Annotated in this window: 30 protein-coding genes and 1 tRNA gene; 11 read left to right on the top strand and 20 right to left on the bottom strand. The window is 72.9% G+C overall.

Annotated elements, in window-relative coordinates; translation table 11 throughout:
• Positions 1-14: 14 nt before the first annotated feature.
• Together tuf and IE248_RS08515 are read right to left on the bottom strand one after the other, a co-directional pair.
• Positions 15-1,196: an elongation factor Tu gene (gene tuf, locus IE248_RS08520; RefSeq protein ID WP_037798572.1), complete on the bottom strand. Its 1,182-nt coding sequence runs from the start codon at positions 1,194-1,196 to the stop codon at positions 15-17.
• Between the two features lie 256 nt (positions 1,197-1,452).
• Positions 1,453-2,169, bottom strand: a complete 717-nt coding sequence (locus IE248_RS08515; RefSeq protein ID WP_190030313.1) for a DNA alkylation repair protein — start codon at positions 2,167-2,169, stop codon at positions 1,453-1,455.
• A gap of 49 nt (positions 2,170-2,218) precedes the next feature.
• Between IE248_RS08515 and IE248_RS08510 the strand changes: the two genes are divergently transcribed.
• The 5 genes from IE248_RS08510 (at position 2,219) to lnt (ending at position 6,371) form a co-directional block, all read left to right on the top strand.
• On the top strand, positions 2,219-2,935 hold the full coding sequence (locus IE248_RS08510; protein ID WP_190030312.1) for a TVP38/TMEM64 family protein: 717 nt from the start codon (positions 2,219-2,221) through the stop codon (positions 2,933-2,935).
• 48 nt (positions 2,936-2,983) lie between these two features.
• Entirely contained in the window at positions 2,984-3,862 is an 879-nt protein-coding gene (locus IE248_RS08505; RefSeq protein ID WP_073772591.1) for an undecaprenyl-diphosphate phosphatase, read from the top strand.
• Positions 3,863-3,977: 115 nt separating this feature from the next.
• Positions 3,978-4,154: a DUF8839 family protein gene (locus IE248_RS38745; RefSeq protein WP_008742743.1), complete on the top strand. Its 177-nt coding sequence runs from the start codon at positions 3,978-3,980 to the stop codon at positions 4,152-4,154.
• 69 nt (positions 4,155-4,223) lie between these two features.
• Positions 4,224-4,703: a nuclear transport factor 2 family protein gene (locus tag IE248_RS08500; protein WP_100580291.1), complete on the top strand. Its 480-nt coding sequence runs from the start codon at positions 4,224-4,226 to the stop codon at positions 4,701-4,703.
• 39 nt (positions 4,704-4,742) lie between these two features.
• Positions 4,743-6,371, top strand: coding sequence for an apolipoprotein N-acyltransferase (lnt, locus tag IE248_RS08495; protein ID WP_190030311.1), 1,629 nt, complete (start codon positions 4,743-4,745; stop codon positions 6,369-6,371).
• On the opposite strand, the gene IE248_RS08490 is transcribed toward lnt, so the two are convergent.
• Positions 6,310-7,221, bottom strand: coding sequence for a Gfo/Idh/MocA family protein (locus IE248_RS08490; RefSeq protein ID WP_073796803.1), 912 nt, complete (start codon positions 7,219-7,221; stop codon positions 6,310-6,312). The genes lnt and IE248_RS08490 overlap by 62 nt on opposite strands.
• An 84-nt stretch (positions 7,222-7,305) precedes the next feature.
• Between IE248_RS08490 and IE248_RS08485 the strand changes: the two genes are divergently transcribed.
• Positions 7,306-7,830: a DinB family protein gene (locus IE248_RS08485; RefSeq protein ID WP_190030310.1), complete on the top strand. Its 525-nt coding sequence runs from the start codon at positions 7,306-7,308 to the stop codon at positions 7,828-7,830.
• Between the two features lie 110 nt (positions 7,831-7,940).
• Positions 7,941-8,543 carry a hypothetical protein gene (locus IE248_RS08480; RefSeq protein ID WP_229895184.1) on the top strand — a complete coding sequence of 201 codons (603 nt, stop codon included), beginning with the start codon at positions 7,941-7,943 and terminating at the stop codon, positions 8,541-8,543.
• A 43-nt stretch (positions 8,544-8,586) separates the two neighbouring features.
• On the opposite strand, the gene IE248_RS08475 is transcribed toward IE248_RS08480, so the two are convergent.
• From IE248_RS08475 to IE248_RS08440, 8 genes are all read right to left on the bottom strand, one after another.
• Positions 8,587-9,231: a hypothetical protein gene (locus IE248_RS08475; RefSeq protein WP_190030309.1), complete on the bottom strand. Its 645-nt coding sequence runs from the start codon at positions 9,229-9,231 to the stop codon at positions 8,587-8,589.
• Positions 9,232-9,326: 95 nt separating this feature from the next.
• Complete coding sequence (locus IE248_RS08470) at positions 9,327-9,995, bottom strand: uracil-DNA glycosylase (protein ID WP_037794409.1); 669 nt, start codon at positions 9,993-9,995, stop codon at positions 9,327-9,329.
• 171 nt (positions 9,996-10,166) lie between these two features.
• Entirely contained in the window at positions 10,167-11,750 is a 1,584-nt protein-coding gene (locus tag IE248_RS08465) for an ABC transporter substrate-binding protein (RefSeq protein ID WP_073796806.1), read from the bottom strand.
• 152 nt (positions 11,751-11,902) lie between these two features.
• The gene (locus tag IE248_RS08460) at positions 11,903-12,667 is read right to left on the bottom strand and encodes an SDR family oxidoreductase (RefSeq protein WP_100580297.1); all 765 of its coding nucleotides are present in this window, start codon (positions 12,665-12,667) and stop codon (positions 11,903-11,905) included.
• Positions 12,668-12,688: 21 nt separating this feature from the next.
• The gene (fabG, locus tag IE248_RS08455) at positions 12,689-13,450 is read right to left on the bottom strand and encodes a 3-oxoacyl-ACP reductase FabG (protein WP_008742754.1); all 762 of its coding nucleotides are present in this window, start codon (positions 13,448-13,450) and stop codon (positions 12,689-12,691) included.
• Between the two features lie 144 nt (positions 13,451-13,594).
• A complete protein-coding gene (locus IE248_RS08450; protein WP_008742755.1) occupies positions 13,595-13,978 on the bottom strand; it encodes a DUF3037 domain-containing protein in 384 nt (127 codons plus the stop codon).
• The gene (locus IE248_RS08445) at positions 13,975-14,814 is read right to left on the bottom strand and encodes a HipA family kinase (protein ID WP_190030498.1); all 840 of its coding nucleotides are present in this window, start codon (positions 14,812-14,814) and stop codon (positions 13,975-13,977) included. The genes IE248_RS08450 and IE248_RS08445 overlap by 4 nt, the downstream gene beginning before the upstream one ends.
• Positions 14,815-14,923: 109 nt before the next feature.
• Positions 14,924-15,538 carry a cysteine hydrolase family protein gene (locus IE248_RS08440; RefSeq protein WP_190030307.1) on the bottom strand — a complete coding sequence of 205 codons (615 nt, stop codon included), beginning with the start codon at positions 15,536-15,538 and terminating at the stop codon, positions 14,924-14,926.
• A gap of 144 nt (positions 15,539-15,682) precedes the next feature.
• On the opposite strand from IE248_RS08440, the gene IE248_RS08435 reads away from it, so the two are divergent.
• Positions 15,683-16,108 carry a pyridoxamine 5'-phosphate oxidase family protein gene (locus IE248_RS08435; RefSeq protein ID WP_037794413.1) on the top strand — a complete coding sequence of 142 codons (426 nt, stop codon included), beginning with the start codon at positions 15,683-15,685 and terminating at the stop codon, positions 16,106-16,108.
• Positions 16,109-16,132: 24 nt separating this feature from the next.
• Here the strand turns inward: IE248_RS08435 and IE248_RS08430 are convergent, their stop codons facing one another.
• The gene (locus tag IE248_RS08430) at positions 16,133-17,041 is read right to left on the bottom strand and encodes a LysR family transcriptional regulator ArgP (RefSeq protein ID WP_100580551.1); all 909 of its coding nucleotides are present in this window, start codon (positions 17,039-17,041) and stop codon (positions 16,133-16,135) included.
• 69 nt (positions 17,042-17,110) lie between these two features.
• On the opposite strand from IE248_RS08430, the gene IE248_RS08425 reads away from it, so the two are divergent.
• Positions 17,111-17,734: a LysE/ArgO family amino acid transporter gene (locus tag IE248_RS08425; protein WP_190030306.1), complete on the top strand. Its 624-nt coding sequence runs from the start codon at positions 17,111-17,113 to the stop codon at positions 17,732-17,734.
• A gap of 21 nt (positions 17,735-17,755) precedes the next feature.
• Here the strand turns inward: IE248_RS08425 and IE248_RS08420 are convergent, their stop codons facing one another.
• Both IE248_RS08420 and IE248_RS08415 read right to left on the bottom strand, forming a co-directional pair.
• Positions 17,756-19,117 (bottom strand): phosphatase PAP2 family protein, encoded by a 1,362-nt coding sequence (locus tag IE248_RS08420; protein ID WP_190030305.1) that lies wholly within the window; start codon positions 19,115-19,117, stop codon positions 17,756-17,758.
• A 162-nt stretch (positions 19,118-19,279) separates the two neighbouring features.
• Positions 19,280-19,353, bottom strand: a tRNA-Pro gene (locus tag IE248_RS08415).
• Positions 19,354-19,500: 147 nt separating this feature from the next.
• On the opposite strand from IE248_RS08415, the gene IE248_RS08410 reads away from it, so the two are divergent.
• Both IE248_RS08410 and IE248_RS08405 read left to right on the top strand, forming a co-directional pair.
• A complete protein-coding gene (locus tag IE248_RS08410) occupies positions 19,501-20,202 on the top strand; it encodes a thiamine pyrophosphate-binding protein (protein WP_190030304.1) in 702 nt (233 codons plus the stop codon).
• A 14-nt stretch (positions 20,203-20,216) separates the two neighbouring features.
• Complete coding sequence (locus tag IE248_RS08405) at positions 20,217-21,161, top strand: transketolase family protein (protein WP_073796813.1); 945 nt, start codon at positions 20,217-20,219, stop codon at positions 21,159-21,161.
• A gap of 40 nt (positions 21,162-21,201) precedes the next feature.
• Here the strand turns inward: IE248_RS08405 and IE248_RS08400 are convergent, their stop codons facing one another.
• From IE248_RS08400 to IE248_RS38140, 6 genes are all read right to left on the bottom strand, one after another.
• Positions 21,202-21,561: an MmcQ/YjbR family DNA-binding protein gene (locus IE248_RS08400; protein ID WP_037794397.1), complete on the bottom strand. Its 360-nt coding sequence runs from the start codon at positions 21,559-21,561 to the stop codon at positions 21,202-21,204.
• Between the two features lie 81 nt (positions 21,562-21,642).
• Complete coding sequence (locus IE248_RS08395) at positions 21,643-22,188, bottom strand: GAF domain-containing protein (RefSeq protein ID WP_190030303.1); 546 nt, start codon at positions 22,186-22,188, stop codon at positions 21,643-21,645.
• Positions 22,185-22,805, bottom strand: coding sequence for a GTP-binding protein (locus tag IE248_RS08390; protein ID WP_100580301.1), 621 nt, complete (start codon positions 22,803-22,805; stop codon positions 22,185-22,187). The genes IE248_RS08395 and IE248_RS08390 overlap by 4 nt, the downstream gene beginning before the upstream one ends.
• The gene (locus IE248_RS08385; RefSeq protein WP_229895183.1) at positions 22,783-23,127 is read right to left on the bottom strand and encodes a DUF742 domain-containing protein; all 345 of its coding nucleotides are present in this window, start codon (positions 23,125-23,127) and stop codon (positions 22,783-22,785) included. Before IE248_RS08385 ends, IE248_RS08390 begins: the two co-directional genes overlap by 23 nt.
• Positions 23,128-23,210: 83 nt before the next feature.
• Positions 23,211-23,666, bottom strand: a complete 456-nt coding sequence (locus tag IE248_RS08380; RefSeq protein WP_190030497.1) for a roadblock/LC7 domain-containing protein — start codon at positions 23,664-23,666, stop codon at positions 23,211-23,213.
• Positions 23,667-23,713: 47 nt separating this feature from the next.
• Positions 23,714-25,450: a sensor histidine kinase gene (locus IE248_RS38140; RefSeq protein ID WP_190030302.1), complete on the bottom strand. Its 1,737-nt coding sequence runs from the start codon at positions 25,448-25,450 to the stop codon at positions 23,714-23,716.
• Positions 25,451-25,765 lie beyond the last annotated feature (315 nt).

Genomic DNA, 25,765 nt, shown 5'->3' with positions numbered 1-25,765 from the left:
CCCTGGCGGGCGGCTCAGTCGAGCACGGTGGTCACCGAGCCCGCGCCGACCGTCCGGCCGCCCTCGCGGATGGCGAAGCCGAGGCCCGCCTCCAGCGGAACGTCCCGCCCCAGCTCGACGGTCATCGTGACCGTCTCCCCGGGCCGGGCCACCGCGGCCTCGCCCAGGTCCACGTCCCCGACCACGTCGGCGGTCCGGATGTAGAACTGCGGCCGGTACCCGCTGGTGACCGGGGTCGTACGGCCGCCCTCCCGCCCGGAGAGCACGTACACCCGCGCGGTGAAGCGCCGGCGCGGCCGCACGCTGCCGGGGGCGGCCACCACGTGCCCGCGGCGCACGCCGTCGCGCGGGACCCCGCGCAGCAGGAGCGCGACGTTGTCGCCGGCCTCGGCGGACTCCATCGGCTTCCCGAAGGTCTCCAGGCCGGTGACCACGGTCTCCACGGGCTCGCCGTCGCCGCCGAGCACGCTGACCCGGTCGCCGGTGCGTACGCCGCCGCGCTCGACGGCGCCGGTGACGACGGTCCCGCGGCCGGTGATGGTCAGTACGTTCTCGACCGGCATCAGGAACGGCGCGTCCGTGTACCGCACGGGCATCGGGACGTACGTGTCCACCGCGTCGAGCAGCGCCTCGATCGCCGCCGTCCACCGCGGGTCGCCCTCCAGCGCCCCGAGCCCGGATACCCGTACGACGGGGGCGGCGTCGCCGCCGTAGCCGTGCTCGGTGAGCAGGTCGCGGACCTCCAGCTCGACGAGGTCGGTGAGCTCGGGGTCCCCGGCGTCGGCCTTGTTGAGCGCCACCACGATGTGGTTGACGCCGACTTGGCGGGCGAGCAGGACGTGCTCTGCGGTCTGTGGCATGACGCCGTCGAGAGCGGAGACGACCAGGATCGCGCCGTCGAGCTGGGCGGCGCCGGTGACCATGTTCTTGATGTAGTCGGCGTGGCCCGGCATGTCCACGTGGGCGTAGTGGCGGGTGTCGGTCTCGTACTCGACGTGCGTGAGGTTGATGGTGATCCCGCGCCGGGACTCCTCCGGGGCCCGGTCGATCCGGTCGAACGGCACGTAGGCGGCGCCGCCGCGCGCGGCGAGGACCTTGGTGATGGCGGCGGTGAGCGTGGTCTTGCCGTGGTCGACGTGACCCATGGTGCCGATGTTGAGGTGCGGCTTGGTGCGCACGAAGGCCGTCTTGGCCATGATGTCTTCCCGAGTGCTTCCGAAACTGGAGACGGGACCCCGAGGGCGAACCGACCCTCCCCCTGCGGGGTCCGCCGGACGATCCGGGAAGGGTCAGCTTCGTGCGCCGTCGAGTGCGGCGGGTGCGTGCACCACCGCGTGCACGGCAGCCTTCGGCACGTCCGCGACTGCGGACGGCACTGCGAGGAAGGCGAACCGGCTCATACCGCCGATCCTCCCCCAGCCCCACGACGGCGTCGAATGAATTTCCCCCCGGTCAGAGGTTCTTGAGGGCCTCGCGGGTCGACAGGGGGGAGAGGGTGGTGCGTTCGGCCTCGACGAAGGCGCGGACGGCTCGCGGGTCGGTCTTGGCGTATTCGCGCAGGGCCCAGCCGATCGCCTTGCGGACGAAGAAGTCCGGGTGGCCCGCCTGGCGGCGGCAGTGGGCGAAGAGCCGGTCGGCGTCCGTCGCCGCCTTGTAGCGCAGCTGGTGCAGGAGGGCGGTGCGGGCGATCCAGAGGTCGTCGTCCCCGATCCACTCGTCCATCACGGCCGCGAGCCGGGGATCGGCGGCCACCAGCGGGCCGACCGTGTGGGCGGCCAGCGTGTCCACGGTGTCCCACCAGGGGACGGTGACGATCAGGTGCCGGACCACGGGCAGGAACCCGGAGGAGCAGCGGGACACGTGCCGCCGCAGGTAGTCCGCCGCGAAGTAGTGGTACTCACGCTCCGCGAGGCCCCAGCAGCGCAGCGCGAGTGCCGCGCAGTCCGCCTCGGTCGGCGCCGGGGTGTCCTTGGTCACGGCCCGGGACAGTTCGCGGCGCAGCGGGGTGCGGATCCCGAGGAAGGGCGCGACGCCCTTCATGTACGCGGCCATGCGTCCGGCCTGCTCCGGATCGGCGGCCGCCCCGTACGTCTCGGTGAGCCGCCGCGTCAGCAGCTCGGCGAGGGCGCTGCGCGGAGCACCCGGGGGTCGCTGGTCGTTCGGCCGCATGCGGCCCAGATTACGGCGCGGCGCCGCATACGTCGGTTAGTCTCCCGGGATGTCCCTCCTCCTCGCGCCGCGGACCAGGCTGTCGCTGCTCGTCCTGCTGCTCGCGGCGGCCGGGGCGTGCGTGCTGCTGTACGAGCCGCAGCGCATCCTCTCGGAGGGCTGGCCGCCCGGGCTGCCCGTCGGCGCGGCGGCGCTGCTGTTCGCTGCCGTGTACGGGCTCTGCACGGCGGCGTTCGTCCCGCGCCCGCTGCTCAACCTGGCGGCGGGGGCCGTCTTCGGGACCCCGTACGGCCTGGTCGCGGCGGTCGGCGGGACGGTGCTGGGCGCCGGGATCGCCTTCGGTCTCGGCCGGACCCTGGGCCAGGAGGCGTTGCGTCCGTACCTTCGCGGGCGCTGGCTGAAGGCGGCCGACGGCCAGCTCAGCCGGCACGGCTTCCGCTCGATGCTCGCGGTCCGGATCTTCCCCGGGATCCCCTTCGCGGCCGCCAACTACTGCGCGGCGGTCTCGCGTTGCGGCTGGGCCCCGTTCCTGCTGGCCACCGCGCTCGGCACGGTCCCGAACACCGCCGCGTACGTGATCGCGGGGGCCAGCGCCTCCTCGCCGGGTTCCCCGGCGTTCCTGGCGTCGTTCGGCTTCATCGCGGTCTCCGGGGCGGTCGCCGCGGCGGTCGCCTGGCGCAAGCGGCACCGCTTCGCACCGCCCGTCCCGCGCGAGCAGGCGCCCCAACACCCCCCTGTGGTCACGGCCGCTTCCCACGGGCCCTAGCATCGGACCCGAACTGCCCGACGATCACAAGGACGAGCGCACCCCGACATGAGCTGGTTCGAATCCCTAATCCTCGGTCTCGTCCAGGGGCTTACGGAGTTCCTCCCGATCTCCTCCAGCGCCCACCTGCGGCTGACCGCGGCGTTCGCCGGCTGGCACGATCCCGGAGCTGCCTTCACCGCCATCACCCAGATCGGCACCGAGGCCGCCGTGCTGATCTACTTCCGCAAGGACATCGCGCGGATCATCTCCACCTGGTTCCGCTCGCTGTACACGAAGGCGCTGCGCTCGGAGCAGGACGCGAAGATGGGCTGGCTGGTGATCGTCGGATCGATCCCGATCGGTGTCCTCGGCCTCGTCTTCAAGGACGCGATCGTGGGCCCGGCCCGCGACCTGCGGCTGACCGCCACCACCCTCATCGTGATGGGCATCGTGCTCGGCATCGCCGACCGGCTGGCCGCGCGTGACGAAGAGGGCGGCCGCCACCGCGCGATCCGCAGCCGCAAGACGCTGAAGGAGCTGGGCGTCAAGGACGGTCTGATCTTCGGCGTCTGCCAGGCGATGGCGCTGATCCCGGGCGTCTCCCGGTCCGGTGCGACGATCTCCGGCGGTCTGCTGCTCGGCTTCACCCGCGAGGCGGCGGCCCGTTACTCCTTCCTCCTCGCCATCCCGGCCGTACTGGCCTCGGGCGCGTTCGAGATCAAGGACGTGATCGAGACGCCGGGGCACATCTCCTGGGGCCCGACGGTCTTCGCGACGGTGATCGCCTTCTTCGTCGGCTATGCCGTCATCGCATGGTTCATGAAGTTCATTTCCACCAAGAGCTTCATGCCGTTCGTGATCTACCGGATCCTGCTGGGCATCGCCCTGTTCGCGCTGATCGCCGCGGGCGTGCTGAGCCCGCACGCCGGCGAGTCCGGCTCCTAGTCACCCCCTCGCGTCACCAGGACGCGTGAACCGGAGGCCGTTCGGGAACGTTCCCGGGCGGCCTCCGCGTCGTTGTGCCTGAAGAGACCTGAAGGCAAGCGACAGGGGGTGTCCCATGGGTCGAGTGGTGTTGGAGCGATTTCCGGCCGGTAGTCCGAGGGGAAGCTGGCCGGCCGAGGAGTACGCCGCGGAGCGGATGCGACAGGGCGTGCCGGCCGAGGTGGTGATGGACCTGGCCACCGACGCGTTCCTCGTCGTGGTGCGGCAGCGGGAGGCGCATTCCGGTCACTGACGGGGCCGGCGGAGATCCCGTGGGCGCACGCCCCTTGGCCTGGGCCGCCCGCGCCTCCACACTGTCCCGATGACGCAGCGTGTGGACCTCGCGACGGTAATGGACCGCCTCGCCATCGACGAGGTGGTCTCGGGGTACGCGGTGGCCGTGGACGACGGGGACTGGGCGGCCTACCGCGCCCTGTTCACCCCGGACGGCCGGGCCGACTACAGCTCGGCGGGCGGGGTCGAGGGCCCCGCCCGGCAGGTCGCGGACTGGCTCGCGGAGACCATGCGGATGTTCCCCGTGCGGCAGCACCTGATCGTCAACCGGCTGATCCGGCTGGAGGACCTGGGCGGCTCGCCCGGGGACTCGGCCGAGGTGCGGGCCGATTTCGTGAACCCGATGCGGCTGACGGGCACGGGCACCGACGCGGGCACCGACGACGCGGGCGGTGCGCCCAACTTCTTCGCCGCCGGGCGCTACACCTTCGCGCTGGCCCGCACCCGCGAGGGCTGGCGGTTCAGCCGCGTCACCGTGCACGAGAAGTGGCGCCACCTGTCGAGCTGATCCGGCCCGGTCGTCCCACACTGGAAGCGGAGGCGCGTGATGCTCTCGAAGCCGGCCCGGTGGTGGCGCGCGGCGGCCGCGGTGGCCGCCGGGGGTCTGCCCTGCCTCGCGTTCCCGGCGCCCGCGCTCTGGTGGTTCGCGTACGTCGCCCTCGTGCCCTGGATGCTGCTGCTGAGGTCGGCGCCGACCGGGCGGCGGGCGGCGCTGGAGGGCTGGCTCGGCGGCGCCGGGTTCATCCTGGCCGTCCACCACTGGCTGCTGCCCAGCCTGCACGTGTTCCTGCTGCCCCTGGCCGCGCTGCTGGGGCTGCTGTGGATCCCGTGGGCCCTGCTGGTCCGGGAGTTGCTCGGCGGGGACGGCGCCGGGGGGCGGGCGGGGGCCGCGCTGGTCCTCGTACCGGCGGCGTGGCTGCTGTCGGAGCTGGCCCGGTCGTGGCAGGGGCTGGGCGGGCCGTGGGGGCTGCTCGGGGCGAGCCAGTGGCAGGTGCCGCCGGTGCTGAGGCTGGCCTCGGTGGGCGGGGTGTGGCTGGTGAGCCTGTTGGTGGCGGCGGTGAACTGCGCGGTGGTGCTGCTGATCGTGGCGCCGGGGGCGCGGGTCCCGGCGGTGGCGGGACTGACGGGGTGCGCGGTGCTGACGGGGGTGGTGTGGCTGTGGGTGCCGCGCCCGGAGGTGTCGGGCGGCCTGCGGGTGGCCGTCGTACAGCCGGGTCTCGTCGCGGACGGCCCGGACAGCGCGGACCGGCGGTTCGCCGCCGGGGAGCGGCTGACCCGGGGGCTCGCGGGGCAGCACCCGGATCTGGTGGTGTGGGGCGAGAGCAGCGTGGGCGCGGATCTGACGGCCCGCCCGGACCTGGCCCGGCGGCTGGCCGTGCTGTCGGCGGAGGTGGGTGCTCCGCTGCTGGTCAACGTGGACGCCCGACGGCCCCCGGCCGCCGATCCGGGTACGGCGGGCACGGCGGCCGGGACGGGCGGGACGGGTGCGGCAGTCGGGTCGGGCGGGTCGGGTGCTCCGGGCATCTACAAATCGGCCGTGCTGGTCGGCCCCGAGGGCCCCACCGGCGCCCGGTACGACAAGATGCGCCTGGTCCCCTTCGGCGAGTACATACCGGCCCGCGCACTGCTCGGCTGGGCCACCTCGGTCGGCAAGGCGGCCGGCGAGGACCGGGTGCCCGGCGATTCCCCGGTGGTCATGGACCTGCCGGGGCGCCCTGACGTCCGGCTCGGCCCGCTCGTCTGCTTCGAGTCCGCCTTCCCCGACATGAGCCGGCACCTCGCCCGTGAGGGCGCCGGCCTGCTCATCGCCCAGTCGGCGACCTCTTCCTTCCAGCACAGCTGGGCGCCGGCCCAGCACGCCTCGCTCGCCGCACTGCGCGCGGCCGAGAGCGGCCGCCCCATGGTGCACGCCACCCTCACCGGCATCAGCGCGGTCTACGGCCCGTCCGGCGAGCGGCTCGGCTCCGCGCTGCCCACCTCGGCGAGCACGGCGGCGCTGTACGAGGTGCCGCTCGCCCGGGGCACGACCCTCTACGTCCGCTTCGGGGACTGGCCGGTGGGCGCGGCCCTCGCCGTACTGGCGGTGTACTGCGCGGCGGCCGGGGTGCGGTCGTTCAGGGCCGGGACGCCTGCTCCAGAGCCGACAGCACCACGCGCTCGCACAGCTCGTGGGTGAGCAGCGCGTCCCGGGCGCTGAGCGTCTCGCCGGCCTCCACGGCCTCCAGGAAGGCGTCGACGACCTGCTCGATCCCGCGCTGGCGGGCGACCGGCACCCAGTCCCCTCGGCGGCGGACGGTCGGCTGGCCCTTGTGGTCGATGATCTCGGCGAGGTTGACGACCTGCCGCTTGCTGTCCTGGCCGGACACCTCCAGGACCTCCTCGGTGGAGCCGGACAGCCGGTTCATGATGCCGAGCGCGGTGAACCCCTCGCCGGACATCTGGAGCACCACCTGGTGCATCAGCCCCTCGCGCACCACGGCCCGGACATCGATGTGGTCGGCTTCGCCGGGCAGCAGGAAGCGCAGGGTGTCGACGACGTGGATGAAGTCGTCCAGGACGAGGGTGCGCGGGTCCTCGGGCAGGCCCACCCGGTTCTTCTGCATCACGATCAGCTCGCGCGGGTGGTCGGCGCACTGCGCGTAGCCCGGCGCGTGGCGGCGGTTGAAGCCGACGGACAGGGACACCCCGCGCTCCTCGGCCAGTTCGACCAGCCGCCGCGAGTCGGCGAGTTCGTAGGCGAGGGGCTTGTCCACGTACGTCGGTACGCCGGCCTCCAGCAGCCGGGCCACGATCTCGGGGTGGGCGTCGGTCGGCGCGTGCACGAACGCGGCGTCGAGGCCCGCGGCGAGCAGCCCGTCGAGGTCGGTGTGCCGCTGCCCGGCGGGGACGTGGTGGATCCCGGCGACGCGCTCCAGCGTGGCGGGGGTGCGGGTCTGCAGGTGCGGCTCGATGCCCGGCCGGGTGGTGAGGACGGGCAGATACGCCTTCTGGGCGATGTCGCCGAGTCCGATGACGCCAACCTTCACCGGGAACCTCCAGGTCCGTTCCGTGTGGGACCTCCGCAGCTTAATCCCTGGTGGTGGCGGTCCCGGTCGCCGAGGATGGGCCGCATGACCACCTCCACGGAACACCTCCGCCCCGAGCCCTCGACCACCGCCGGAGAGCGGGACATGCTGGAGGGCTGGCTCGACTACCACCGCGCCACCCTGCTCTGGAAGTGCGAGGGGCTCGGGGACGAACAGCTGCGGCGGGCGGCCCTCCCGCCGTCCGAGCTCAGCCTGTTGGGGCTCGTACGGCACATGGCCGAGGTGGAGCGGTACTGGTTCCGGGACATCATGCTGGGCGAGCGGCTGCCCGAGCTGTACTGCACGCCGGAAGACCGGGACGGGGACTTCCACTTCGGCGACGAGGACACCTGGGCGGATGCCGAGCGGATCTGGCGCACCGAGGTCGAGGCGGCCCGGCAGGCCGCCGCGGGCCGTTCGCTGGAGCTGGTGTCGCGGGCGGAGAGCCACCGCCGCGGCGAGGTGTTCAGCCTGCGCTGGGTCTACACGCACATGATCGAGGAGTACGCGCGCCACAACGGCCACGCGGACCTGCTGCGCGAGCAGTTGGACGGTGCCACCGGCGAATGACGCCGCGGGGGCGGCGCCGCGGGTCCACCTGCGGGAGGCCGTCACCCGTGCGGAGTCAATATCGGCCGCGGGTGTTCGCAACCGGCTCCTCGCACAGCAGAGTTGCGCGGGTGCATCCAATCCGAACCACGACAACGCTGCTGCTCGGAGTCGCCTGCGCCGTCTCGGCCGTCTCCGGCTGTGTGCACGTGCCCCCCGCCCCGACGCGGCCGGCCGGGGCCCCCGCTCCGGGCGCGGCGCCGCGTCACGGGGCGCGCGGCGGGCCCGGGGCCCTGCCGGTGGTCGTCCAGGCGCCCGCCCTGGAGGCGCTGAAGGCCACGGACTCCGCGTCCGGGCGGCCCGGGGGGCCGGCGGCGTCCGAGGTCGCGTCCGCCCCCGCCTCCGCTCCGGCCGCGGAAGCCGCCACGGGGGCGGAGGAGGCCGTACCGCCGGTCCCCGACATCCCGGAGCCCCGGCGGCATGGCGGGGGCGCGCAGGGGCGTCCAGAGGGGTCCGACGGGCGCGAGGAGTCCGACGGACGCGGAGGTTCCGGCGGCGAGGGCCACCGGGGCCGCCCGCACCACGGGAAGGAGCCGGGGCAGCGGGTGCCGCGCGAGCTGGCGAAGGAGCTCCCGGTCCGCCCGGCGGACGTCTGCGCCCTGGGGCGCCGGCACGGCCGCTGGCACCCGGACAGCCCGGAGGCCCGTATCTGCGCGGGGGTCCACGACGACTGACCGCCGCCCCGCGTCCGTACGGGAATCCGCGCGCGCGGGGCGGCTACGAATACTGCTCGGGGAACGGGCGGGGCCCCTCGCCGGGTTCCGCCGCGAGCCGCCGCTCCAGGCGGGCGATGGCGGCCCGGACCCCGTTCCCGTAGCCGTCGTCGGCGAGGGCGCCGGTGGCGGCCCGGGCCCGGGCCAGGTGGACCCGGGCGGCCTCGGGCCGGCGGAGTTTCACGTAGTCGGCGGCGAGGCTGAGGTGCAGCGAGGGGTAGAACACCCGGACGGCCTGCTGGGGCCCGGGGCGCACCCCCTGGCCCACGCCCTGACCCGCCCCCTCGCCGATGGTCTGGCCCGCCCCCTCGCCGGGCGCCCGGCCCGGCCCCTCGCCGGGCGTCGGGCTCACCCCGTGGCCCGGCCGCCGGCCCGGCGGCAGCCCCGGCTCCTCCCCCGGGCGGAGCCCGTCGGCGGCGGTGAGGGCCCGCAGGTCCCAGGCCAGCTCGTCGGCGGGATCGTCCTGGGCGTCGGCCATGTAGTGCGCGAGCGTGCACCGGTGGAGGGAGTCGCCCTCGGCGCCGATCTCGGCCCAGATCTCGCCGAGCCGGTTGCGGGCCTCCTCGCGGTCCCCGGCGTGCAGCAGGATGACCGCCTGGCCGATCCTGGTCATGACGGCGTCCTCCGACGCCTCCTGCTGCTCAGTCACCGCGGCCTCCGGCTCGATCCGCCAGACCTGCTCCGGTCTGCTCGTCGAAACGCTAGCCGGAGGCACCGGCAATGGCGCCGAGGCGCGGTGGGGCGTCAGCCCAGGTCCGGGATCCGCCAGTCGATCGGCTCATGGCCCTGGGCCGCGACGGCCTCGTTGATCTGCGTGAAGGGCCGGGAGCCGAAGAACTTCTTCGCCGACAGCGGCGAGGGGTGGGCGCCCTTGACGATGACGTGCCGCTCCTCGTCGATCAGCGGGATCTTCTTCTGGGCGTAGGCGCCCCAGAGCACGAAGACGACCGGGTCGGGGCGCTCGGACACGGCGCGGATCACCGCGTCGGTGAACTTCTCCCAGCCCTTGCCCTTGTGCGAGTTGGGCTCGGCCTCGCGGACGGTGAGGACCGCGTTGAGCAGCAGGACGCCCTGCTCGGCCCACGGCATCAGGTACCCGTTGTCCGGGACCGGGAGGCCGAGCTCCTCCTTCATCTCCTTGTAGATGTTGCGCAGCGAGGGCGGGGTCTTGATCCCCGGCCGCACGGAGAAGCACAGGCCGTGGCCCTGGCCGGCGCCGTGGTACGGGTCCTGGCCGAGGACGAGGACCTTGACCTTGTCGAACGGCGTGGCGTCCAGGGCGGCGAAGACCTGCTCTCGGGGCGGGTAGACCGGCCCGTTCGCCCGCTCCTTCTCTACGAACTCGGTGAGCTCTTTGAAGTAGGGCTGCTCCAGCTCTCCGCCGAGGACGGGGAGCCAGGACTCGGGCAGCATCTGGGTCACGTCTACAACCTCCGGTACAGGTTCTTTCACACTGCTTCGCCCGACCGCGCCGGGCAACTGATCCGAACTTACCGGGGGCCACTGACAACGCCCCACCCGCCCGTCGAGGGCAGGTGGGGCGGGCCGGGTGCCGGGGCAGGAGCCGGAGCGGGCGGGGCTCCGCTACCAGCTGGTCTTGCGGTACATCTCCCACATCTGCATGGCGGTCTGCGGGTCCAGGGACCGCTCGGCGCCGGCGATGTCCTCGCGGGCGGCGACGTACAGCTTGCCCTGCCACAGCGGCAGCAGGCGGACGTCCTGGGCGAAGATCGCCTGGGCCTGCTCGAACTGCTTGGCGCCGGCCGAGCGGTCGCTCTCGCGGCGCGAGTTGGGCAGCAGGTCGGTGAGGATCTCGTTGGGCTCGTACGGGGTGCCGACCGCGTTCTCCTTGCCGACGAACGGCGCGATGAAGTTGTCCGGGTCCGGGAAGTCGGGGAACCAGCCGCGGCCGAAGACCGGGTACTGGCCGCTCTTGTAGCCCTCCTGGAAGGTCTTCCAGGGCTGCCCGCGCAGGGTGATCTTGAAGAGGCCGCTCTCGTCGAGCTGCCGCTTGATCTCGGTGAACTCGTCCGCCGTGGAGGCGCCGTAGCGGTCGGTGGTGTACCAGAAGGTCAGCTCCACCGGCTGGGTGATGCCGGCGTCCTTGAGGATCTTCTTCGCCTTGGCGACGTCGGCGTGGCCGTACACGTCGTAGAAGGGCGTCTTGTGGCCCACGACGCCCTTGGGGACCATGGAGTACAGCGGCTCGGCCGTGCCCTGGTAGACCTTGGCGACGAGCGTGCCGCGGTCGATGATCTGGGCGATCGCCTTGCGCACCGGCAGCTTGTTGACCTGCGGGTCCTGCGGGTTGAAGACCAGGTAGCGGATCTCGGCGCCGGTGTTCTCGACGACCTGGACGCCCGCGTTGTGGGACTCGGGGCTCTGGAGGTCCGTGATCTCCGAGGCGGACAGGCCTCGGTAGGTCGCGTCGATCTCCTTGTTCTTGAGCGCGTCGACCATCTTCTTGGATTCCGCGAAGTACCGGATGGTGACGGCGTCGTTCTTGCGGTTCGCGAAGCCGGTGTAGCTCTCGTTCTTGGTGAGGACCGCCTCGCTGCCCTCCTTGTACGACTGGAGGACGTACGGGCCGGAGCCGACGATCTTGTCGCTCTCCCGCGCCTTGTCGGCCGGGTACTCCTTGGGCGCCACCAGGGAGGCGGCGGGCGAGCCGAGGACGAACGGGAACGTGGCGTCCGGGGCCTTGAGGTGGAAGACGACCGTGAGCGCGTCGACGGTCTCGATCTTGTCCAGGCTGCCGAAGAGGTCCTTGGGACCGTTCTTGTGGGCGATGGTCCGGATCCGGTCCAGGGAGTACTTGACCGCCTTGGCGTCGAGCGGTTCCCCGTTGGAGAACTTCAGGCCCTTTTTCAGGGTGCAGCGGTAGGACTCGCTCTTGGAGTCCGTGAACTCGCAGTTCTGGGCGGCGTCCGGCTGGGGCTTGGCGGCACCCGTGGGGAACGCCAGCAGGGTCTGGTAGACGTTCCGGTACAGCTCCCAGGAACCGTCCCAGGCGGCCGCGGGATCGAGGGTGCTCGGGGCGCTCGTCGTGCCGACGACGATCTTCTGGGCGGTTTCGCCCTTGTCGTCCGACAGCAGGCCGCATCCGGCGAGCAGGGATATGGACGCAAGGGCCGCAGTGATCTGCAGGCATCTGGTCCGGATGAACACGTGCACGCTCCTCGATCAGCCAGGGGTGCGGCAGACCCTACCGCAGTGCTCACCAAATCCAATGGGCAGGTTTCGTGAGGCACTTGACCGAATTCGTGCGTATTAGGTACGCATTTGCCTCCCTTCGGGAGGCAAATGCGTCCGATTATCGGTCAGTGGACTCCGGCATTGAGGAACATTCCGCCGTCGACGACGAGAGTTTGGCCCGTGATCCATTCCGCTTGTGCAGATGTAAGAAATGCGGCGGCCCCGCCGATGTCCTCCGGGACCCCCAGCCGGCCGAGCGGATAGGCCGCGGCGGCCTCCTCCTCGCGGCCCTCGTAGAGCGCCTGCGCGAACTTGGTCTTGACCACCGCGGGGGCGATCGCGTTGACCCGCACCCCCGGAGCCATCTCGTGGGCGAGCTGGAGGGTGAGGTTGACCATGGCGGCCTTGCTCATCCCGTACGCGCCGATGAAGGGCGAGGCGGAGACGCCGGCGATGGAGGCGATGTTCACGATCGCCCCGCCGTTGTCCTTCTGCCAGGCGTGCCAGGTCCGCTGGGCGAAGCCGAGCGCCGAGATCACGTTGGTCTCGAAGACCTTGCGGGCGACGCCGAGGTCCAGGTCGGCGATCGGTCCGAAGACGGGATTGGTTCCCGCGTTGTTGATCAGGAAGTCGACGCGGCCGAAGGCCTCCATCGCCCGCTCCACGGCGTGGGCCTGGTGGGCCTCGTCGTGCGCCTTCCCGGCCACCCCGATCACCCGGTCCGCCCCGAGCCGCTCCACGGCCGCCTTGAGGGCGTCCTCGTTGCGTCCGGTGATGCAGAGCCGGTCGCCGCGCGCGACGAGCGACTCGGCGATGCCGTAGCCGATCCCCCGGCTGGCCCCGGTGATCAGCGCGACCTTGCCGCTGTTGTTGCTGTTGCCGTCCGTCATGACGGTGGACCCTGCCTCTCGTCAGTTGAGCGGGCCGCCGGCCACGTACATGACCTGGCCGGAGACGAAGCCGGCGGCCTCGCCCGTGAAGAACGCGATGGCGTTGGCGATGTCGTCCGGACGGCCGACGCGCTGCACCGGGATCTGGGTGGCGGCGGCGGCCTGGAAGTCCTCGAAGCCCATGCCGACGCGGGCGGCCGTCTGGGCGGTCATCTCGGTGACGATGAAGCCGGGAGCAACGGCGTTGGCGGTGACGCCGAACTTGCCGAGCTCGATGGCCAGGGTCTTGGTGAAGCCCTGCAGGCCCGCCTTGGCGGCGGAGTAGTTGAGCTGACCGCGGTTGCCCAGCGCGGAGCTGCTGGACAGGTTGACGATACGGCCGAACTTCGCCTCCACCATGTGCTTCTGACAGGCCCTCGACATCAGGAACGCACCGCGCAGGTGCACGTTCATGACGGTGTCCCAGTCGGTCTCGCTCATCTTGAACAGCAGGTTGTCGCGCAGCACGCCCGCGTTGTTCACCAGGATGGTCGGGGCGCCCAGGGTGCTCGCGACGCGCTCGACGGCGGCCTCCACCTGGGCTGCGTCGGAGACGTCGCAGCCGACCGCGAGGGCCGTGCCGCCCGCCGCCGTGATCGCCTCCACGGTGTCCTTGCAGGCCGCTTCGTCGAGGTCGAGTACGGCGACGGCACGGCCTTCGGCGGCCAGGCGTACGGCGGTGGCCGCGCCGATGCCCCGGGCCGCCCCGGTCACGATCGCGATGCGCTGCTCGGTGGTGGACATGCTGGATCTCCTCGCCCTTGGAATCCTCGACAGCGGCGCCCGATGGGTGAGCAACCGCTTAGTAGCCTCAGCTGAGGAGACGCTAGGAGCCCTGGCACCCGGTGTCAACGGCATCGGGTCCCAGGGCTCCGGGCGGTACGGCGATCAGCGCACCAACAGGTCGAGCAGCCGTTCCACTTCCGCCTCCGGGTCCGCCGTCAGACCGGTGTGCACCGGGCCCGGCTGGACCACCGTGCTGCGCGGGGCGATCAGCCAGCGGAACCGGCGTCCCGGCTCGTCGCCCGCGGCCTGGCCGGCGCTCTCACCGCCCGCGCACAGCCCCTCGACCGCGCGCAGCGCGGCCCGTACCCCGGCCACGTCGGCCTTGGGGTCCAGGGCGAGGAGCTTGGCCTCGTCCAGGTGGGTGCGCGCGGCGACGTAGGACTTCGCCCGGCAGTAGACGATCACGCCGGCGTTGAAACACTCGCCGCGCTCCATCCGGGGCACCACACGCACCAGCGCGTACTCGAACACGTCCCGCTTGGTCACTCGCTGTCGCTCTTCTTCCGGTGGGGCTGGGGGGCGAGGCGCTCGGCGAGCCAGCCCGGCGGACCGGACCGGGCCTTCACCTCGGCCTCCATCGTGATCCGCTCGTGGATCGTAGCGGCGCGCGGCAGCAGTACCTCCACATAGGCCCGGCGCAGCGCGTCCGTCGAGTCGAAGCCGGGCTCGTCGACCAGCCACTCGTCCGGGACCTCGGCCGCGACCTCGGTGAGCAGTTCCCTCGTCACGCGCGGCGCCAGCTCGGCGGCGGCCCGCGCGATGTCGGGGCCGACCGGGGCGAGGACGTGGTCGGAGGCGTTGTAGGGCTTGGCGGCGGCGGCCTCGGCGGTGGGCCAGTTGTGGTGCCAGATCATGGTGGCGCCGTGGTCGATGAGCCAGAGCTCGCCGTGCCACACCAGCATGTTGGGGTTGCGCCAGGAGCGGTCGACGTTGTTGATCAGCGCGTCGAACCAGACGACGCGCCCCGCCTCGACGGGGTCCACCTGGTACGCGAGCGGGTCGAAGCCGATCGAGCCCGGCAGGTAGTCCATCCCGAGGTTCAGCCCGCCGCTGGCCTTGAGCAGCTCCTGGACCTCCTGGTCGGGCTCGCCGAGCCCGATGACGGGGTCGAGCTGCATCTGGACCAGCCGCGGCACCCGCAGGCCCAGGCGCTGGGCCAGGCGGCCGCAGATGACCTCCGCGACGAGGGTCTTGCGTCCCTGTCCGGCTCCGGTGAATTTCATGACGTACGTCCCCAGGTCGTCGGCCTCGACGATCCCCGGGAGCGAGCCGCCCTCACGCAAGGGCGTGACGTAGCGGGTCGCTGCGACCTCTTCCAGCACTTCCCAGGCCACCTATCTCTTCAACCTTGCAATCCACGGACGCCCCCACCATCGGCCTCCGGCATGGAGTGAACATACTGCCCGACGGTGATCGCAGCCACGGAGTTGCTCAGCGCGGCAGCGCCCACTCCGTCGTCAGGGCTTCGGTGGTGGTGATGGCCGCGACCAGCGCGAGGGAGTTGCGGATGACCTCGGCGGTGTAGGAGGCGGGCACCCCGGTGATGGCGTCCGAGGGGACCACCACCTGATAGCCGAGGTTGACGGCGTCGAAGACCGTGTTCGGGATGGCGATGTTCGAGGAGACCCCGGTCACGACCAGGGTGCGGATGCCGAGGTTGCGCAGCAGCGGGTCCAGGTCGGTTCCGGCCATCGGGGACAGCCCGTGCAGCCGCCGCAGCACCAGGTCGTCGGCGGCGACCTCGATGGGGGCGGCGACCTCGACCGCCCGGCTCCCGGTGAGCTGGCGCACCGGGAGCTTCCCGGCGGCCCGGAACAGCCGCGCGTTGGTGTTGGCGCCGCGCCCGTCCGGCCGCCGCTCGGCGACCGCGTGCAGCACCTGTACGCCGGCCGCGTGCGCGGCGTCGACCAGGGCGGCGACCCGGCCCAGCATCCCGGAGTCCCTGGCCTCCTTGGCCAGTTCGGGGAGGGCGCTCTCGTCGCCGACGACGCCGTTCTGGCACTCGACGGTGAGCAGCGCGGTGGTGGCGGAATCGAGTCGCGGCATGTCTCCCCCTGGCGTGGTGGCCGAAGAACCCTCATGATTCCTGACACATAGTCAGATGTGAAGGGGAGCGGAACCGTGGACGGTGCGGAGCGGACGGCCGGCGCCCAGCCGGCCGAGGGGGCTCAGCGGCGCGGGCGCCGCATCATGATGACCGACGCCGAGGTGGACGCCTTCCTGCGCGAGCAGCGCACCTGCCGGGTCGCGACGGTCTCCCCGGACGGCCGCCCGCACGTGGGCGCGCTGTGGTTCGCCTGGGACGGCCGCTCGCTGTGGCTGTACTCGATCACGCGCAGCCGCCGCTGGGCCGATCTGCGCAAGGACCCCCGGATCTCGGTCGTCGTGGACGCGGGCGAGGCGTACGACGAACTGCGCGGGGTCGAGCTGTCGGGCACCGCCGTGTTCGTGGGCGAGGCCCCGCGGACGGGCGAGCCGTGCCCGGAGCTGGCGGAGGCCGAGCGGATCTTCCCGGCCAAGAACTTCGGCATCGAGGAGATGCCCCACGACGGGCGGCACGCCTGGATCCGCCTCACCCCGGAGTCGGTCGTGTCCTGGGACTTCCGCAAGCTGTAGCCGCAAGCCGTCAGTCGCCGGCCGTCAGCCGACGGGCAGCAGGGCCTCGGCCGCCGCCCCCGCGACCACGGCGGCCACCAGCGACAGCGCCGGGGAGTCCAGCTTCCACTGCTGCCAGTACAGCGGTACGTCCATCGGCCGCCGCGGCGCCAGCAGCAGCAGTTCCCCCGACCGCACCAGCGGCTCCGCCTGCGAGTCCGGGACCAGCCCCCACCCCAGCCCGGCGGCGACCGCGTCGCAGTACCCCTCGGAGGTGGGCACGTGGTGGCGGGCCGGCGAGGCCGCGGCGTCCGGCCCCACCAGGGAGCGCAGGAACGCGTCCTGGAGGTCGTCCCGCCGGTCGAACACGATCACCGGCGCCTTGCGCAGGTCCCGCGCCAGGGCGCCGGTGAGGTGCCGTTCGGCGAAGGCCGGGCTCGCGACCGGCAGGTACCGCGCGAGGCCCAGCGCGCGTGCGGTGCACCCCGCCACCGGGTCCGGGGAGGAGGTGACCGCCGCCATCACCTGCCCCTCCCGCAGCAGCGCCGTCGTATGGGACTCGTCCTCGCGGTGCAGCTCGAAGCAGACCGGCGGGTCCTGCGGGACCCGGGCCAGCGCCGGCAGGAACCAGGTGGCGAGCGAGTCCGCGTTCACCGCGATCGGCAGCCGTACGGGCCCCAGCCCCTGCGCCGCGCCCATGCCCAGCTCGGCCCGCGCGTCGCGCTCCAGCCGGGCCAGCTGGCGCGCGAACCGGATCACCACCTGCCCGGACTCGGTCGCCCGTACCGGCTTGCTCCGCATCAGCAGCACCCGCCCGGTGCGCTGCTCCAGCGCCTTGACCCGCTGGCTGATGGCGGAGGGCGTGACGTGCAGGGCGGCGGCCGCCGCGTCGAAGGTGCCCTCGTCCACGACCGCGAGCAGGGTCCGTACCTGGTCCAGGGGCAGCTCATCCATCATGAGCGCTAATGCTACGTAAAAATATTTAGCTGTACTGTCGCCACGCCGCTGCCTACGGTCGTTCCCATGACACACGGCATCATCGCGGCGGCACTCGCCGGTTTCGGCACCGGCCTCTCCCTCATCGTCGCCATCGGCGCGCAGAACGCGTTCGTCCTGCGGCAGGGCGCGCGCCGGCACGCGGTCCTCGCCGTGGTCGCCATCTGCGCCCTGTCGGACGCGCTGCTGATCGTGCTCGGCGTGGCGGGGGTCGGCGCCGTCGTCACCGCGTGGCCGGCCGCCCTGACCGTCGTCGGCATCGCGGGCGGCACCTTCCTGATCGGTTACGGGGTGCTCGCGGCCCGGCGGGTCCTGCGTCCCGTCCCCGGCGCCGCGCTCACCCCCGGGGGCGCCTCCCCCGGCTCCGGCCGGCGCGCGGTGCTGACCTGCCTGGCGATGACCTGGCTCAACCCGCACGTGTACCTGGACACCGTGCTGCTGCTCGGCTCCCTCGCCGCCGACCGCGGCGACCTGCGCTGGGCCTTCGGCGCCGGCGCGGCGCTGGCCAGCCTGGCCTGGTTCGGGTCGCTCGGCTACGGCGCCCGCCTGCTGAGCGGCCTGCTCGCCCGCCCCGCGTCCTGGCGCGTCCTGGACGGCCTCGTCGCCGCGACCATGGTCACGATGGGCGGCATGCTCCTGGTCCGCGCCTGAGCCCGTACCTGAGGCGGCGGATCAGACGAGTTCGGGCTGCGGTTCGCGGCGGGGTGCGGGGAGGTGCACCGGGGCGGGCTCGCGGTCCCACTGGCGGGTGGTGCGTACGTAGCCGTAGATCATCGAGCACAGCGCCAGGACGACCAGCGGGCCGAACACCCACGGGTACGCGGCCATCTCCGTCGACAGGAAGCGGTACGAGAAGAGGAGCGCGCCGAAGACCACGGCGCCGTAGGCGGCCAGCAGGATGCCGCGGCGGTCCCAGCCGCGGGCCTGCGAGCGCAGGGCCGTCTCGATCGAGAGCGTGAAGACCACGCCGGCGACTATGTCCGCGCCGTAGTGGTAGCCGAAGCCCAGCGTCGCGCCGAGGGTGGCGATCAGCCAGAACGTGCCCGCGAAGCGCAGGGCCCGCGGGCCCTTGCGGGAGTGGATGAAGATCGTGGTGGCCCACGCCGTGTGCAGGCTGGGCATGCAGTTGCGCGGGGTGAACCCGTCGAAGGGCATCGGCTGCGGGACGTCGACCGGCGGCGGGACGTTCGGCCACAGGTCGGCCAGCGCCCAGCTCCCGCCGTCGGCGCCGTAGGCGAAGATCGGCCCGACGACCGGGAAGATCATGTAGATGCCCGGCCCGAGGAGGCCGACGGCCAGGAAGGTGCGCACCACGTGGTGGCGCGGGAAGCGGCGCTCGGACGCGACGTTGCGCAGCTGGTAGAGCGCGACGGCGACCGCGGCCACCGCGAGCTGGATGTAGACGAATTCGAGGACGTGGGCTCCGACCGTGCCGGTGGCCTCGACGATCCGGCCCGCCACCCACGACGGGTTGCCGAGCGCGTGATCGGCGGCCGCGACGTACTGGTCGAGCACCATCGGGCGGGTTTCCGAGGTGATCAGCAGCCAGGTGTAGCCGGTCTTGCGTCCGGTCACCAGCAGCAGGGCCAGCGCGACGCCCTTGAGCAGCAGGGCGCGTTCGCTGCCGGTACGGCGCGTGAGGGCGATGACGGCGCAGGACAGGGTCACCAGCAGGGCGCCGTTGCCGAACATCATCTCGGCGCCGACGACCCACCGCACCAGCCAGAAGACGAGGTCGATGCCGATCGCGGCGCCGACCGCGATGAACCGCTGCCGCCAGCTGAGCACGACCAGCATCAGGGCCATGCTGGCGTACAGCACGGTTCCCGACTTGGGGGCGAAGATCACCTCGCGTGCCTGGTCGGTGATCGGACCGCGCTCGCCGTAGTGGCGCGCGGCGATCTCCAGCGCGACGAGGAACCCGAGTGCCACCACGGTCACCGCAGCCCACAGCGCGGCGCGTGGTTGACGCCACGCAGCGAACGCGGCTCCGCCGCCCGTTCGCGAAGGAACTCGCGATGACTCAGATATCAATTTTCAGCCGATGTACATATTTCAACACGATCGCCGTTAGCTCGAACATGTTAGCGGAGCGGGTCGGCTCCCCGGTCCCGGATACCCCGATCGGGTCCGGACGCACGAAAAGGCCGCTCTCTCACGGATGAGAGAACGGCCTCCGACGTGCTCAAAGCACAGTCGGGACGACAGGATTTGAACCTGCGACCCCTTGACCCCCAGTCAAGTGCGCTACCAAGCTGCGCCACGTCCCGATGCCCGCTGACCTGGGGTTTCCCCTTGGTTGAACGCGCAGGAGAACAATACCGCACTTCACCGGGTGGTCGCGCGCACCTTTCGCGACGGCGGTCTCCACCGGCCCGACTTGACCTCAAGCTTGCTTGAGGTCACAGGCTGGGCCCATGACGCAGACAGCCGCGGACCCCGAGGTCCGCCACCAGGATCTGGGCGCCCTCGTGGGGCTCATGAACGGGGCCGAGAAGCACGCGCCCGCCGCCGCCTCCACGCTCGACGTGCTGTGGGTGCTGTACGACCGGGTGTTGCGGGTGGGTCCGGGGACCGCCGGGGCTCCCGGGCGGGACCGCTTCCTGCTCTCCAAGGGGCACGGGCCGATGGCGTACTACGCCGTGCTCGCCGCGAAGGGCTTCTTCCCCGTCGACTGGCTGAGCGACTTCGCCGCGTACGGCTCGCCGCTCGGGCACCACCCCGACCGCACCCTGATCCCCGGCGTGGAGATCGGCAGCGGCTCCCTCGGGCACGGTCTGCCCCTCGCCGTCGGCAGCGCGCTCGGGCTGCGCGCCCAGGGGCTGGACGATCCCGCCGTGTGGGTGCTGATCGGGGACGCCGAGCTGGACGAGGGCAGCAACCACGAGGCGATCGCCTACGCCGGTTCCGCCGGGCTGGAGCGGCTGCACACCGTGGTGATCGACAACGACTCCGCCACCCACGGCTGGCGGGGCGGGATCGCCTCCCGGTTCGAGGCGGCCGGCTGGTCGGCCGTCACCGTGGACGGCCGGGACCACGAGGCGCTGTACGCCGCGTTCACCACACCGCATCCGGGCCGGCCGCACGCCGTGGTCGCCCATGTCGAGAAGAAGCGCTGAAGGGACGACCGATCATGAACACCACCAAGGCCGTCGAGGCGGCCCAGACCACCGCCGACACCATGCGGGAGCGGTTCGTCTCGGTGACCTCGCGGCTGCTCGACGAGGACCCCCGGCTGGCGCTGGTCCTCGCCGAGGTCACCATGGACGCGTTCCGGCCCGCCCAGGAGGTCCACCCGGACCGGGTGATCAACGTCGGGATCAGGGAACAGCTGCTGATCGGAGTCGGCGGCGGGCTCGCCCTGACGGGGCTGCGGCCGGTGGTCCACACCTTCGCCAGCTTCCTCGTGGAGCGGCCGTTCGAGCAGGTCAAGCTGGACTTCGGGCACCAGGGCACGGGTGGGGTCCTGGTGAGCGCGAGCGCCAGCTACGACTGGCCCAGCGGCGGCTACACCCACATGGCCCCCGGCGACGTGGCCCTGCTGGACACCCTGGACGGCTGGACCGTCCACGTACCGGGCCACCCCGACGAGGCCGAGGCACTGCTGCGGCACGCCTACGCGGCCGGGGACGACAAGGTGTACGTCCGGCTCTCGGCCCAGGAGAACGCAGCCCCGCGCCCCGTGGACGGCCTGCGGTTCCAGACCGTACGGGAGGGCGGGGCGGGCGTCGTGGTCGCCGTCGGGCCGCTGCTGGACAACGTCCTCGCCGCGACCGAGGGCATGGACCTCACCGTGCTGTACGCCACGACCGTGCGCCCCTTCGACGACGCGGCGCTGCGCGCGGCCGCCGGGCGGAGCACGGGGGGCGGCGCCGACGTCGTCCTCGTGGAGCCGTACCTCGCCGGGACCTCCACGGCCGCCGCGAACGACGCCCTCCGGCAGGTGCCCCACCGGGTCCTGGGCCTGGGAGTCGGCCGCGCCGAGCTGCGCCGCTACGGCACGGTCGACGAGCACACCGCGGCGCACGGCCTGGACGCCGGCTCGCTGCGCCGGCGGATCGCCGCGTTCCTGGGGTGACCGCACCCGCTCCCGGCCGCCTCCGGCCCCGCGCCCGCGCTCAGTCGCCGGCCACCAGCTCGGGGTGGGCGGCGGCCAGCCGCTTCGGGGCCGCCTGGAGCCAGGAGTCCGTCAGGATCGAGCGAAGCTCCCCCGCGTCCGCCACGGCCGCCAGGCGGACCCTGATCCAGGCGTAGTTGTCGTCGTGCCCCTCCCGCACGAAGAACTTCTCCGGCTCCGCCGCGATCAGCTCCGCGCGGTCCTCCTTGGGGCACTTCACGCCGATGGTGGTGTCGTCGTCCCCGAGCGCGGCGAAGATCTTCCCGCCCACCCGGAACGTCGGCCTGCCCCAGGCGAGCTTCTCGCTGCCGTCCGGGAGCGAGAGCGCGATCGTCCGCACGTCCTGCGCTGTCGTGGCCATCCCCGCGACTCCTCTCCAGCCACCGGTAACCCTCGTCCGCGACGGTAGCCCCCCGCACTGACAACGGCCCCGGAAGGCGCCTCAGCCCTGCCGGTCCTCCCGCTCGTGGAGCAACGCCACCAGCTCCGCGGCCAGCTCCTTCGCCGTCGCCAGCCCCTGCGTCCCCCATTTCCTCGGCACTCCGTCCACCACGCACACGGTTCCCAGCACGATCCCCCGCCGGTCCGTCAGGGGCGCCCCGAGGTAGGACCGCACCCCGCTCTCGTCGACCACCGCGTTGCCCGCGAAGCGCGCGAAGTCCCGTACGTCCTCCAGCACCAGCGCCCGCCGCCGTACCACCACGTGCGGGCAGTACCCGTGGTCCCGGGGCAGCGTCCGGGCGGGGTAGCCGCTCGCCGGGGCGTCCGGGCCGTGGTGGAGCCCGGCGAAGAACTGCCGCTCCTCGCCGATGAAGTTGACCCCCGCGTACGGGGCGGCCAGCGTCTGCGCGGCCCGCCGGGCGAACAGGTCGAGTTCCGGGTCCGGCCGCTGTCCCAGGCCCAGTTCGCGCAGCCGCACGACGCGCGCGGGCGCTTCCCGGTCCACGGGGGTGAGCAGCAGGTGTCCGGTCGATTCGTAGTACGTCATGGCGGTTCCCCCGGGTCCGATGTCTTCGCTGGGTGCGCCGACCTCGTGGTCAGCAGGTGGTGGACGAGGGCGGCCAGCGCCCCCGTACCGGAACTCGTCAGCCGCGCGTCGCACCGTACGACCGGCACCCGCGGGCCCAGCCCCACCGCCGCGCGCACCTCCTCGGCCGTGTAGCGGTGCGCGCCGTCGAACTCGTTGACGGCGACGACGAAGCCGATCCCGCGCCGCTCGAAGAAGTCGACGGCCGGGAAGCAGTCGGCGAGGCGGCGCGTGTCGGCGAGCACGACCGCCCCTAGCGCGCCGGCGCACAGCTCCTCCCACAGGAACCAGAAGCGCTCCTGCCCGGGCGTGCCGAAGAGGTAGAGGACGTGCCGCTCGTCGAGGGTGATCCGGCCGAAGTCCAGCGCCACCGTCGTCGTCTTCTTCGTCTCCACCCCGTCGACCGGGTCGGCGCCCTCGCTCAGGCCGCTGAGGAGCTCTTCCGTGCACAGCGGATCGATCTCGCTGACCGCGCCCACGAAGGTCGTCTTGCCCGCCCCGAACCCGCCCGCGACCAGGATCTTCAAGGTCGCGGGCAGGGTTGCGGGCCGGCTGTCACAGCCGCTTGCGCAGACCATCGAGCACCGCCCGCAGCAGGGTCTGGTCATCGGCGGCGAAGGAGCCCGTCTCGCCGCCCGGGAACCGCGGCGCCTGGGCCATGACGGCCCCGTGTTCCATCAGGTCGGAGAGCAGTACCTTCACCACCCCCGCCGGGAGCCTCAGCTGCCCGGCCACCTCGGCGACGGTGACCGCCGGTGCGCCGGCGCACAGCCGGAGCGCGAGGATGTGTTCCGCGCCGAGCGGTGTGCTCGGGCGCACGCCCGTCGCCGACACCAGGGAGAGCAGGTCGAGGGCGATCGCCGGCCGCGTCCGCCCGCCGCTCGCCGTGTACGGGCGCATGACGCGGCCCGCCGTGCCGTCCAGCCACGGCGTGTCCCGCCCCGTCGCCCCGGATCCGCGCGCCCCCGCCGCCGCCCGGGCCCTCATCGCCCGGTGCCGGCGTCGGCGACGGCAGCACCGGCCACGGCGGGCCGGCGCGGCGGGGCCGTCAGGTACGGCCGTACGCTCTTGACCAGCATCGCCATCTCGTAACCGAGGACGCCCGCGTCCGCCTCCCGGTCGGCGAGGACCGCCAGACAGGTGCCGGATCCGGCGGCCGACACGAACACGAGCGTCGTGTCGAGTTCGACGACGACCTGCCGGACCTCCGAGCCGTCGCCGAACCGGGTTCCGGCGCTCCGGCCCAGCGAGTAGAGCCCGGAGGCGAGGGCCGCGAGGTGGTCCGCGCTGTCGGGATCCAGACCGTGCACGCAGGTGGCGAGGCCGTCGGCGGTGAGCAGCACGGCGCTGCGCGCGTGCGGCACCCGTTGGACCAGGCCGCTGAGCAGCCAGTCGAGATCCGAGAGCCGGGTGGTGGTGGTCGCCGCTTCGCCGCCCATGGGGATGCGCTCCTTGCCGAGGTGAGGGGTCGGTGTCCTGCCCGGGGTCATGGCTGCTTCTCCGGCTGGGCGAGGCCGAAGCCCCGCCGGAAGGCGGCCATGAGGCCGGGGTCGTGCACGGGCGGCTCGGCTTCCGCCGGCCGGGGCGGGGCGGGGGCCTCGCGCAGCTGTGGCGCGAGGTGCTCCTGGGCCCGCCGCCTGGGCAGCGGCGGGCGGTCGCTCTCCGTGCGGGAGGCCGGTACGCGCGGGTGCTCGGACGCGTAGTCGTACTCCGCCGCGTACTCGGGCACGTACTCGGGCGCGTACTCCGCCGCGTACTCGGGCACGGCCGCGCGCGTCACGGTGGTGGCGCCGGGGTCCGGACCGGGGGTGGTGTCCCCGAGGCCGTCGGCAAGGGCCCCCGGGCGCGGCACGGACCGCGCCCAGGCCGGTACCCCCGGGCCGCCGCCCGGCGGGTACGCCGGCCCGGCGGGCTCCGGCCGTGGCGGTGTCACCCGTACCGGCTCCAGCGGCGGCCCCGCCTCCGCCTCGCCGTCGGCCAGGGAGGTCGTGCGCGAACCCCCCAGCGCGTCGGAGGCGCCCGGCGCCTCCGCGCCCAGCAGGTCCTGCGGGAGCACCAGTACGGCGAGCACCCCGCCGTAGATGTTGGACTTGAGCTCGACGGCGATCCCGTGCCGCCGGGCCAGCGCCGAGACGACGAAGAGGCCGATCCGCCCGTCGGCCAGCAGCCGGCGCACGTCGCACTGGTCGGGGTCGCCGAGCAGAGCGTTCATCCGGTGCTGTTCCTCGGGGGGCATGCCGAGCCCCCGGTCCTCCACCTCGACCGCGATCCCGGCGGTGACCCGCTCGGCGCGCACCACGACATCGGTGTCGGGGGCGGAGAACACCGTGGCGTTTTCGACGAGTTCGGCCACCAGGTGCACCACGTCGGCGACGGCGTGACCGCGGACGGTGCCGCCCGCCGGGGGCACCACCTTGACCCGCGTGTACTGCTCGACCTCCGCGACCGAGGAGCGGAGCACCTCGCTGAGGTCGATGGGCCTGGTCCACTGGCGCCGGGAGGCGGCTCCGCCGAGCACGGCGAGGTTCTCGGCGTGACGGCGGATCCGGGTGGCGAGGTGATCGACGTGGAAGAGCTCCTTGAGCAGATCCGGGTCCTCGACGACGTCCTCCAGGTCGTCGAGCAGCGAGATCTCGCGGTGCACGAGGGACTGAAGGCGTCGGGCGAGGTTGACGAACACCTCGACCTTGCGGTCGCTGTCGGAGGGCGCGGGCGGCGCCGCGAGCCGGACGAGGGTGGTGTGCGCCTGTTCGCGGGCGCCGCGCAGCTCCTGGGCGAGCAGCCAGAACTCGTCGACCGCCGAGGGGTCGCCGACCGGCCCGGGCGGGTTCGGGGCGGTCCGGAGCGGGCGGGCCACGCTCTCCCCGCGCCCCAGCCGCTCGGCGGCCGTCCGCAGCTCCTGGCGCCCGCGCGCGCTGGAGCGGCGCAGCGCCTCGCAGCGGTCGCGGACGGCCTTGGCGGCGCGCTGGGCGCCGAGCAGGGCCGCGACGAGCGCGCCGAGGACGAGCAGGGCGCAGCCGGTGAGGACGGGCCACAGCCGGGCGTCCCGGTCCCCCGCGCCGCCGCCGAGCTGGAGGGTGAAGATCACGGCGGCGGTGCCGCTGAGCCCGGCGGCGAGCGTGGGCAGTACGGCGGCGCGGACCAGTTGGGGGCGTATCTGCCGGCCGGGGCCTGTGGCGGCGTGCCTCGACGGGAAGTGGCGGGGGGTGCGGAGTCCGGACATCTTGGTCCTCGGTACGTGGGTGCCGGATCCCGGGGTCCTCCCAGCGGTGGCTGGGGGCGCGTCCCCGGGGTCAGGTGTTGATCACCGGATACCCACGCTAGACCGCATACTCCCGCCCCGGACTGCCAGTTGGGGAACTTGGCGGGGGTGCTTCCCGCTCCCGGTGGAGCGCTCGTACGGCCGCCCGAATGCGCCGGGAGCGCGTGCGCCCCCCGCTCGGCGGCGCCGTGCAAGTGTCCGCCGAGGCGCTCAGGAAGCCCTCGTTTCGACACCGCGGCACTCGGCCCGCGCTCCCGTACCGAGCATGATCGGGTT

It is taken from the genome of Streptomyces goshikiensis (genome assembly GCF_014650555.1).
GTDB lineage: Bacteria > Actinomycetota > Actinomycetes > Streptomycetales > Streptomycetaceae > Streptomyces > Streptomyces goshikiensis.
This window is presented reverse-complemented; position numbering and strand designations above follow the sequence as displayed.

Coding starts and splice junctions, on each gene's coding strand:
- tuf (WP_037798572.1), bottom strand. CDS start 1,196: ATGGCCAAGACGGCCTTCGTGCGCACCAAGCCGCACCTCAACATCGGC.
- IE248_RS08515 (WP_190030313.1), bottom strand. CDS start 2,169: ATGCGGCCGAACGACCAGCGACCCCCGGGTGCTCCGCGCAGCGCCCTC.
- IE248_RS08510 (WP_190030312.1), top strand. CDS start 2,219: ATGTCCCTCCTCCTCGCGCCGCGGACCAGGCTGTCGCTGCTCGTCCTG.
- IE248_RS08505 (WP_073772591.1), top strand. CDS start 2,984: ATGAGCTGGTTCGAATCCCTAATCCTCGGTCTCGTCCAGGGGCTTACG.
- IE248_RS38745 (WP_008742743.1), top strand. CDS start 3,978: ATGGGTCGAGTGGTGTTGGAGCGATTTCCGGCCGGTAGTCCGAGGGGA.
- IE248_RS08500 (WP_100580291.1), top strand. CDS start 4,224: ATGACGCAGCGTGTGGACCTCGCGACGGTAATGGACCGCCTCGCCATC.
- lnt (WP_190030311.1), top strand. CDS start 4,743: ATGCTCTCGAAGCCGGCCCGGTGGTGGCGCGCGGCGGCCGCGGTGGCC.
- IE248_RS08485 (WP_190030310.1), top strand. CDS start 7,306: ATGACCACCTCCACGGAACACCTCCGCCCCGAGCCCTCGACCACCGCC.
- IE248_RS08470 (WP_037794409.1), bottom strand. CDS start 9,995: ATGCTGCCCGAGTCCTGGCTCCCCGTCCTCGGCGGAGAGCTGGAGCAG.
- IE248_RS08460 (WP_100580297.1), bottom strand. CDS start 12,667: ATGACGGACGGCAACAGCAACAACAGCGGCAAGGTCGCGCTGATCACC.
- fabG (WP_008742754.1), bottom strand. CDS start 13,450: ATGTCCACCACCGAGCAGCGCATCGCGATCGTGACCGGGGCGGCCCGG.
- IE248_RS08440 (WP_190030307.1), bottom strand. CDS start 15,538: ATGCCGCGACTCGATTCCGCCACCACCGCGCTGCTCACCGTCGAGTGC.
- IE248_RS08435 (WP_037794413.1), top strand. CDS start 15,683: ATGATGACCGACGCCGAGGTGGACGCCTTCCTGCGCGAGCAGCGCACC.
- IE248_RS08430 (WP_100580551.1), bottom strand. CDS start 17,041: ATGGATGAGCTGCCCCTGGACCAGGTACGGACCCTGCTCGCGGTCGTG.
- IE248_RS08425 (WP_190030306.1), top strand. CDS start 17,111: ATGACACACGGCATCATCGCGGCGGCACTCGCCGGTTTCGGCACCGGC.
- IE248_RS08410 (WP_190030304.1), top strand. CDS start 19,501: ATGACGCAGACAGCCGCGGACCCCGAGGTCCGCCACCAGGATCTGGGC.
- IE248_RS08405 (WP_073796813.1), top strand. CDS start 20,217: ATGAACACCACCAAGGCCGTCGAGGCGGCCCAGACCACCGCCGACACC.
- IE248_RS08400 (WP_037794397.1), bottom strand. CDS start 21,561: ATGGCCACGACAGCGCAGGACGTGCGGACGATCGCGCTCTCGCTCCCG.
- IE248_RS08395 (WP_190030303.1), bottom strand. CDS start 22,188: ATGACGTACTACGAATCGACCGGACACCTGCTGCTCACCCCCGTGGAC.
- IE248_RS08390 (WP_100580301.1), bottom strand. CDS start 22,805: ATGGTCTGCGCAAGCGGCTGTGACAGCCGGCCCGCAACCCTGCCCGCG.
- IE248_RS08385 (WP_229895183.1), bottom strand. CDS start 23,127: ATGCGCCCGTACACGGCGAGCGGCGGGCGGACGCGGCCGGCGATCGCC.
- IE248_RS08380 (WP_190030497.1), bottom strand. CDS start 23,666: ATGGGCGGCGAAGCGGCGACCACCACCACCCGGCTCTCGGATCTCGAC.
- IE248_RS38140 (WP_190030302.1), bottom strand. CDS start 25,450: ATGTCCGGACTCCGCACCCCCCGCCACTTCCCGTCGAGGCACGCCGCC.